Annotated in this window: 7 protein-coding genes and 1 pseudogene; 3 read left to right on the top strand and 5 right to left on the bottom strand. The window is 68.4% G+C overall.

The genetic code is table 11. The features are described 5' to 3' along the window. Positions 1-292: 292 nt before the first annotated feature. On the top strand, positions 293-1,273 hold the full coding sequence (locus tag GORHZ_RS21420; protein WP_040532877.1) for a heme o synthase: 981 nt from the start codon (positions 293-295) through the stop codon (positions 1,271-1,273). Positions 1,274-1,321: 48 nt separating this feature from the next. Here the strand turns inward: GORHZ_RS21420 and GORHZ_RS21415 are convergent, their stop codons facing one another. After that, positions 1,322-2,290 (bottom strand): quinone oxidoreductase family protein, encoded by a 969-nt coding sequence (locus GORHZ_RS21415; RefSeq protein WP_006336760.1) that lies wholly within the window; start codon positions 2,288-2,290, stop codon positions 1,322-1,324. Positions 2,291-2,346: 56 nt separating this feature from the next. Here GORHZ_RS21415 and GORHZ_RS21410 point away from each other — a divergent pair, with 56 nt between their 5' ends. Next, positions 2,347-2,724: a hypothetical protein gene (locus tag GORHZ_RS21410; RefSeq protein WP_006336758.1), complete on the top strand. Its 378-nt coding sequence runs from the start codon at positions 2,347-2,349 to the stop codon at positions 2,722-2,724. A 113-nt stretch (positions 2,725-2,837) separates the two neighbouring features. Then, positions 2,838-3,704 (top strand): annotated as a pseudogene (locus GORHZ_RS21405) (alpha/beta hydrolase); the annotation flags it as partial. A gap of 6 nt (positions 3,705-3,710) precedes the next feature. Here GORHZ_RS21405 and GORHZ_RS21400 read toward each other — a convergent pair. The 4 genes from GORHZ_RS21400 to mptB all read right to left on the bottom strand — a co-directional run. Next, the gene (locus GORHZ_RS21400; RefSeq protein ID WP_006336756.1) at positions 3,711-4,727 is read right to left on the bottom strand and encodes a COX15/CtaA family protein; all 1,017 of its coding nucleotides are present in this window, start codon (positions 4,725-4,727) and stop codon (positions 3,711-3,713) included. Next, positions 4,724-5,518: an ABC transporter permease gene (locus tag GORHZ_RS21395; RefSeq protein ID WP_006336755.1), complete on the bottom strand. Its 795-nt coding sequence runs from the start codon at positions 5,516-5,518 to the stop codon at positions 4,724-4,726. The genes GORHZ_RS21400 and GORHZ_RS21395 overlap by 4 nt, the downstream gene beginning before the upstream one ends. Then, on the bottom strand, positions 5,515-6,432 hold the full coding sequence (locus GORHZ_RS21390; protein ID WP_051999027.1) for an ABC transporter ATP-binding protein: 918 nt from the start codon (positions 6,430-6,432) through the stop codon (positions 5,515-5,517). The genes GORHZ_RS21395 and GORHZ_RS21390 overlap by 4 nt, the downstream gene beginning before the upstream one ends. 177 nt (positions 6,433-6,609) lie before the next feature. Next, positions 6,610-7,907: polyprenol phosphomannose-dependent alpha 1,6 mannosyltransferase MptB (mptB, locus tag GORHZ_RS21385; RefSeq protein WP_006336752.1), on the bottom strand; the 1,298-nt coding region annotated here is incomplete at its 5' end.

Raw genomic sequence — 7,907 nt, 5'->3', positions numbered from 1 at the left:
AACGCGCGAATGTCATCTGTGAGCACCACGGTCGTGTCGTCTCCTGTGCCTTGTCGATGGGTTGTTGGCAGAGCCTCAGCCGAACGGATGCATGCGGCCGGTTGTGTTCCAGAGTAATGGGCCGCGCCAGGCCGCAGCGCGGCGAGGGACCCAACGCGATGCCGACCGCGATTCTTCGATCGCCGACGTCACCGTCTACCATGCTCGGTAGTAGTCCCCGTCGCGGTCGACATCGCTCGAGTCCCGACGACTCCGGGGCAGACGAGGAGAGGCCGTGAGGATAGGGGAGCGTGTGAGCGGAGATCTGTCCGCCGCGTCCCGCGGTACCCACGGATCATCAGCGGCGTCCCCGACTGCCGGTGGTGGATCGGTGTTGTCCCGCGCCCGCGCAACCGTGCTCGCCTACATCGCGCTGACGAAGCCACGGGTCATCGAACTGTTGCTGGTGGCGACCATCCCGGTGATGCTGCAGGCCGACCGCGGGCATGTCGACCTCGCGTTGATCGCGTTCACGCTGCTCGGCGGGTGGTTGGGCGCCGGCAGCGCGAACACCCTCAACATGGTGGTCGACGCCGACATCGACCAGAAGATGAAACGGACCGCACGCCGGCCGCTGGCCCGGCATGCCGTTTCGACGCGTAGTGCGCTGGTGTTCGGTATCGCCCTGTGGCTCGGGTCCTTCGCGGTGCTGTGGTGGGCTGCGAATCTGCTGAGCGCTCTGCTCGTGACCGCGACGATCGCATTCTACGTCGGCGTGTACACGATGATCCTCAAACGCCGTACCTGGCAGAACGTGGTGTGGGGTGGTGCGGCCGGCTGCATGCCGACACTGGTCGGGTGGGCCGCGGTCACCGGGAGCCTCGGTTGGCAGCCGATCGTGCTGTTCCTGGTCATCTTCTTCTGGACGCCACCGCACACGTGGGCGCTGGCGATGCGCTACAAGGAGGACTACCGCGCGGCGGGCGTCCCCATGCTGCCCGTCATCGCGACCGAGGAACGTGTCACCCGTCAGATGATGCTCTACACATGGGTGACGGTGCTCTGCTCGCTTGTCCTGATCGCCGCGACGAGCTGGATCTACGCGGCGGTCGCCGTCGTCGCGGGCGGATGGTTCGGCAGCCGCGTGCACAAGCTGTATCGCGAGACAAAGGCCGGTGCCGAGGTCGCCCCGCTGAAGATCTTCCTACAGTCCAACGAGTACCTCGCGATCCTGTTCTGCGGCCTCGCCATCGATGCGGTCGTGAACCTCCCGCTGATCACCAGCTACTTCTGACAACCAACCCCGGGGTGACAGCACCCCCGGGTGGCGCACCGCGGCGGATCAGCCGGGGATCAGCACCGTCGTTCCCGTTGTGACGCGCCCCTCGAGGTCGGTGTGGGCCTGAGCCGCGTCGGCCAACCGGTACCGCTGGCCGACCCGTACGTCGACGTTGCCGGCCGCCACCGCGCCGAGGTACTCACCCGCACGCCAGCGTAACTCCGCGGGATCGGCGATGAAATGCGCGAGGGTGGGCCGGGTCACCGACAGCGACCCGGCCGGGTTGAGGCGCTGCAGGTCGAACGGCGGCACCGGCCCCGACGCTGCGCCGAAAAGTACGATGATGCCCCGCACGGCGGTGGCGGCCAGCGACTGTTCGAACGTGTCGGCGCCGACTCCGTCGTAGACGACCGGCACACCGCGCCCGTCGGTCAGCGACCGCACCTGCTCGACGAGACCGTCGCCGTAGCGCAGCACGTGATCGGCACCCGCCGCGCTGGACAACGCGGCCTTCTCGTCGGAGGACACCGTCGTGATGACCCGGATGCCGCGCAGTTTCGCGAGCTGCGTGGCGATCAGACCCACACCTCCGGCGCCGGCGTGGATCAGCACCGTGTCGCCGGCGCCGGGGTGGGCGCTGCCGTCGAGGAGATAGTGGGCGGTCAACCCGCGCAGCATCGCCGACCCCGCCACGTCGTCGGGTACACCGTCGGGGATCGGGATCGCCCGCGCGGCGGTCACGGTGACGAGTTCGGCGTAGCTCGCGCCCGCGTCCACCCAGCACACCCGTTGCCCGACGGTCAGGTCGGCGACGTCCGCGCCCACCGCGACGATCTCGCCGGCCCCCTCGACGCCGGGGACGTAGGGCGGCACCGACGGGTACTGACCGCGGCGGAAGTACGTGTCGATGAAGTTGACGCCGATCGCGGCCGTGCGGACGAGGACCTCGCCCGGCGCAGGGATCGGATCGTCGGCAGTCGTGTACTCGAGAACCTCCGGGCCGCCGTGCCGAATAACCTGAATTGCGCGCATGGCACTGTTCTACACGGTCGCAGGCTGCGGATCGGGGACCGGTATGCTCAACATCCATGAGCGCTGAGTCCGGTACGCACAACGACGTCCCGTCCGAGTCCGCGGTGAGTGCACCCAGCGACGTGGTCGGCTCGATCAAGGGATTCATCGGCCGCGAGGGCGGTACGGCCAAGGCGGTGCTGCAGCCGATCGGCGCGGCGGGCGTCCGGATCACCCTCGTCGGTGAGAAGGGCGGCATCCTCGGCGACCGCGTCGTCGCCGATCTCGCCACAGCACAGGCGGTCGTGGACGCCATCGATGGGCTCGAGACCGCCGAATGGGACCGGGACCTGACCTCGGCGGCCAACGTGAAGCCGTCGCACTACCGGCAGATGGCCGGATGGGTCGCCAACCAGTCCCGCTTCCCCAAGCCACGCAACCGCGCGATCCTCTGACCGGCGGCGACGGCGGGACCTGCCGCGGTAACCGACAGGTGCTGCCGTCACCATTCGGGTAGCGCACTACGCGGGTGTGCCGCATGGTGCGGGCATACGCTTCTCGTATGGTCGCCAATGGCTTCGGGCTGGACATCGTAGGTCGCAACGAGAACGACTCGCGGCTGAAGTTCTACCGGTTCCGAACCGGCGCGATCGGTTGGGATCCGGGTGTGAATGTGCTGCTGCCCGACGGCTACGTCAACAGTGGGCTGCGTTATCCCGTGCTGTACCTGCTGCACGGCGGCAACCAGGACTTCCGGACGTTCGACGTCGCGCACAACATTCGCGGCCTCACCGCGGGCGAGCCGATCGTCGTCGTCATGCCCGACGGCGGGCACACCGGCTGGTACTCGAATCCGGTGTCGTCGTTCGTGGGACCGCGGAACTGGGAGTATTTCCACATCCAGCAACTGCTGCGCTGGATCGACGCGAACTTCCGCACCCACGCGACGCGTGCCGGACGAGCAGTCGGCGGGTTCTCGATGGGCGGGTTCGGTGCGCTGAAGTACGCCGCCAAGTATTTCGGCCATTTCGCCTCGGTCAGCGCGCACTCCGGCCCGGCGAGCCTGCGCCGCGATGCCGGTCTCGTCGTGCACTGGGCCAACCTCTCGTCCACGACCGATCTGGGCGGCGGGACGGTGTACGGGGCACCGTGGGCCCAACAACGCGTCAGCGCGGACAATCCCGTCGAGAACATCGCACGCTACGCGGCCACGCGTGTCTTCCTGGTTGCCGGGACGAGTCCGGCACCGGTCGACTGGTTCAGTACCGTGAACGAGACCGAGGTCTTGAGCGGCCAGCGCGAGTTCCGCAACCGGCTGCAGAACGCGGGTATCGCGTTCGAAGCGCACGAGGTTTCCGGCGGGCACGAGTTCCGCACGGCGATGTTCACCATCGACCTGAACGGGATCCTGGCCCGCTTGCTACCGGCGTCGTAGCGGCCGTCAATCGGGTCGGGCGGTTCTCTGGCCCGTGACGACGGGCGCCGGCACGACGGCCTGCGTCCGCGAGCCGAACTGCAGCACCAGCCACGTCGTGCAGACCAGCAGGAGTGCGCTCACGGTCATGTGTGCGATCACCAGCGCGATCGGCAGACCCGTGTAGTACTGCACGAAACCGAGGACGCCCTGCAGCCCGAGCAGGCCCAGGAACGCATACGCGGTCCGCTGCTCCTCGAGATTCGACACGCGCACGAACACCGCGATCGCCACCGACAATCCGACGAGGACAAACACGATGTCGGCGTGCAGCTGAGTGGCGTGGTCGGGTGCCAGGCCGTTGCGGCGGGCCTCGGTGTCACCGGCGTGCGGGCCGGACCCGGTCACCACGGTGCCGAGGTAGATAGCCGCCCACGTGGCCAGGTATTGGAGCCAGGCCAAGCGGCGGCCGAGCCGGACCCCGGTCCCGGCTTGCCGGGGCGGTGGTGCGTCGGGACGCATGCGGAAGACCAGCACGGTGGCACCCGAGATGAGCACCATCGACAACACGAAGTGCAGCGACACGACCCACGGGTTGAGTTTCGTCAGCACCGTGATGCCGCCGATGACCCCCTGGAAGGGGATGCCGAGGGCCAGGAGCGTGGCCAGCCAGCGGTCGCGGCGGACCGCCCGGGCATAGCGCCATACGGCGACCCAGGTGGCGATGGCGACGACGGTGAGCACCCAGGTGAGCATGCGGTTGCCGAACTCGATGGCGCCGTGCAGACCGAGAGCACCGTGCGGGACGAACGATTCGTCGGTGCACTTGGGCCAGGTCGGGCAGCCCAGACCCGAACCGGTGAGGCGCACCGCCCCGCCGGTCGCGACGATGCCGATGTTGGCGACCAGGCTGGCGATCGCCCACCAGTAGACGAAACGTGCCGTCGGGCGGCCGAAACCGGGCACTCGCGTGAACCGGCCGCCGGTTCCATCGTTGCCTGGAGCCGCTGACACGGGCGCCGGGGGTGTCTTGGAGACTGTCATTCGAAACGGAACCACCTCATCGCGAGCACGCCGGCCACCGCCGCCCATGCCACCAACACACAAATGCCGAAGACGTCCACCGAGCCGTGCGTCGCCTGACCGAGAGCCTCGGTGAGGGCGCCCGACGGCACACATCGGGCCACCCAGTGAGCCACCGAACCGACCCGGTCGGCCATCACGACCAGACTGCCGAAACCCACCAGTGCAAACCACAGCAGATTGGCCAGCGCGAGCACGACCTCGGCCTTCAGCGTCCCGCCGAGCAGCAGGCCCAGCGCCGAGAAGGTCACGGTCCCGATCGCCATGATCACCACACCCAGGACCAGCCCGAGCAACGAGGGACGCCAGCCGAGAGCCACGCCGATGCCGCCGATGATCAGCGCCTGCAGCGCGACCACGATGGTGACCGCAACCGATTTACCGGCGATGATGCCCCAGCGGGGGATCGGTGTCGCCCCGAGTCTCTTCAACGCGCCGTAGCGGCGGTCGAAGCCGAGCGCGATGGCCTGTCCGGTGAACGCCGTGGACATGATCGCGACGGTCATGATCGCCGGGACGAAGGTGTCGGCCCGCTCGGCGGTGGACTCGCCGAGCCCGGTGTCCACCGGGAGCAGGCAGAGCCCGATCAACAGGGTGATCGGGATGAACATGGTCAGCAGCAACTGTTCGCCGTTGCGCAGCAGTAGCAGCAGTTCCATCCGGGACTGGGCCGCGAGGATCGCGGGCAGCGACGCCGCGCGGGGGCGGGGTGTGAACGTGCCGGGGGCGAAGCGGTTGGCGGTGGTCGTCATGGTCGCAGCGCCCGTCCGGTGAGATCGAGGAAGACGTCGGACAGGCTGCGGGTCTCCACGCGCAGGTCGGTGGCCAGGACGTCGATCTTCGCGCACCACGCGGTGACGGTGGCCAAAACCTGGGGAGTGACCTGACCTCTGACGAGGTAGCCGCCGGGTGTCGGTTCCGAACATCGATAGCCCTCAGGGAGTGCCGTCCGCAGCATCGTCAGGTCCAGCCCGCGGGGCGCGGTGAAACGCAGTTCGTTCTCGGCGCCCCGGCTGGTCAGGTCCGCCGGGGTGCCCGCGGCGACGACCCGCCCGTGGTCGATGATCACCACCTTGTCGGCGAGTTCCTCGGCCTCATCCATCAGGTGTGTGGTCAGCAGCACCGACACCCCGTCGCCGCGGAGACGTTCGATCAGCTCCCAGACCATGATTCGCGCGTGCGCGTCGAGTCCGGCGGTCGGCTCGTCGAGGAACACCAGTTCCGGACGCCCGACGATGGCGCAGGCGAGCGACAGGCGCTGCTGCTGTCCGCCGGAGAGACGGCGAAACGGGGTGCGTGCCACCTCCGACAGGCCCAACGCCTCGAGCAGCCAGGCCGGGTCGATCGGGTCGGCGCTGTAGGCGGCGCAGAGCCGCAGCATCTCCGCGGCCCGGGCGCCCGGATAGGCGCCGCCGCCCTGCAGCATCACGCCGATACGGCGACGCATCTCGTCGTTGTTCGCCATGGGGTCGAGCCCCAGGACCCGCACCGTCCCCGCGTCGGCAGTCAGGAAGCCCTCGCAGATCTCCACAGTCGTCGTCTTGCCCGCACCGTTGGGGCCGAGCAGGGCCAGGACCGTACCGGATGCGAGTTCGAGATCGAGGCCGTCCACGGCCACCCGGTCGCCGTAGCGTTTGACCAGTCCCGTGATCTGCAGCGCCGGCATCGGCGCGTCGGTGGCCGCGCTCACCGGAGGACCCTCGTTCCGATGATCGGGTCGTCGATCATCGCCATGGGGTCTTTCTCGGGTCGTCGTGCCGCGCACACCGGCCAGACTATTCGGTCCACGCCATGGTCCCCAAAACGTGGAACCGCGCCGAACTGGTCGAACGACGTGATTCGGTCACGGTTTCGTGGCCCGGCCGGACGCAGACGCCCGGTCCCGGATGCCACGCCACCACCGGTGGATCGGCAGGTCCTCGAAGAACAGCGCCGTCATCACCGCGACCATGATCACGCCGGCCAGAAGTCCCTGTGCGAGTACGACACCGCTGGTATTCGAACTCGTCGGCATCACCACGATCGCGATGATCGCGGAGACCGCGATCGTCGTCAGGCGGAACCACGGACGGGTGGCCCAGGCGGCGAGCGGGATCACGGCCCACAGCAGATACCAGGCCTGCACGAAGGGAAAGAAGACCACGACTGTGGCCATTGACACACCCAACGCGCCGAGCGGGTGGAGTCGTCCCCCGAGGCACGCCAACATCCAGCGGATGATGAAGGCCGCGGCGATCAGTTCGCCGAGGGGTCGGCCGACCTCGAGGATCGCCTGCGTCTGATCGCCGAGTCCCAAACTGACGCCGAGCCGTCCGGTCGTCACCGACAACAGCGTCGGCATCGACATCCACGACCGGACGACATCGCCCGTGGACAGCGTCGTCGTCCAGCCGAACCCGAGCCCGGTGCCCAGGCAGATACCGACCGTGACGACGCCGAGCACGGACATGAGCAGTGTCGCCGAGGCCGCCAGCGCGGCGACTGAGCGACGCGACCGCTCCCACCACTGGCCGATCGGGGCGTGCCTCAGGGCGGGCAGAAAGGCGCCCCAGCGCTGAGCGAGGGCGATGCCCACGAATCCGAGGGCGAGCATGGACGTCACCTTGACCATCGCCGAGGCCGAGATCACCGCGATCCCGGCGAGGAGTGTCCATCCCGCCGCCGACGGCCACCACGTACCGTTCCGGCGGATCCGGTCGGTGCCGTAGATGGCACGGAAACACAGCTCCAACCCGACCAGCATCATGCCGAGCATCAGCGCCTCGTTGTGGATGCCGCCCACGAGATGCAGGATGACCAGCGGATTCATCGCGCCGAGCCAGAGTGCGGCAACCGATGACACCCCGCAGCGACGCGCGAGGCGGGGAAGTGCCCAGACGATCAGCGCGATACCGACGAGGGCGACGAGACGGTGCAGGAAGATCGCGGCGGTGATGTTCTCGCCGGTGATCGCGGTGATGCCCTTGCCGATCCACAGGAACAGTGGCCCGTAGGGCGCGGGGGTGTCGCGCCACAGGTTGGGCACCGATCGGGTCAGGACGTGCTCGACGCCCAAACCGCGGGCCGGGCTGACCACGTAGGGGTCCATCCCGCGGTAGGCGATCGCGCTCTGTGCCAGGTAGGAGTAGATGTCCTTGGACA

It is taken from the genome of Gordonia rhizosphera NBRC 16068, from assembly GCF_000298195.1.
GTDB classification, from domain to species: Bacteria; Actinomycetota; Actinomycetes; order Mycobacteriales; family Mycobacteriaceae; genus Gordonia; species Gordonia rhizosphera.
Note: the sequence above shows the minus strand (reverse complement) of the source record. Positions and strands in the feature narration are given on the sequence as shown.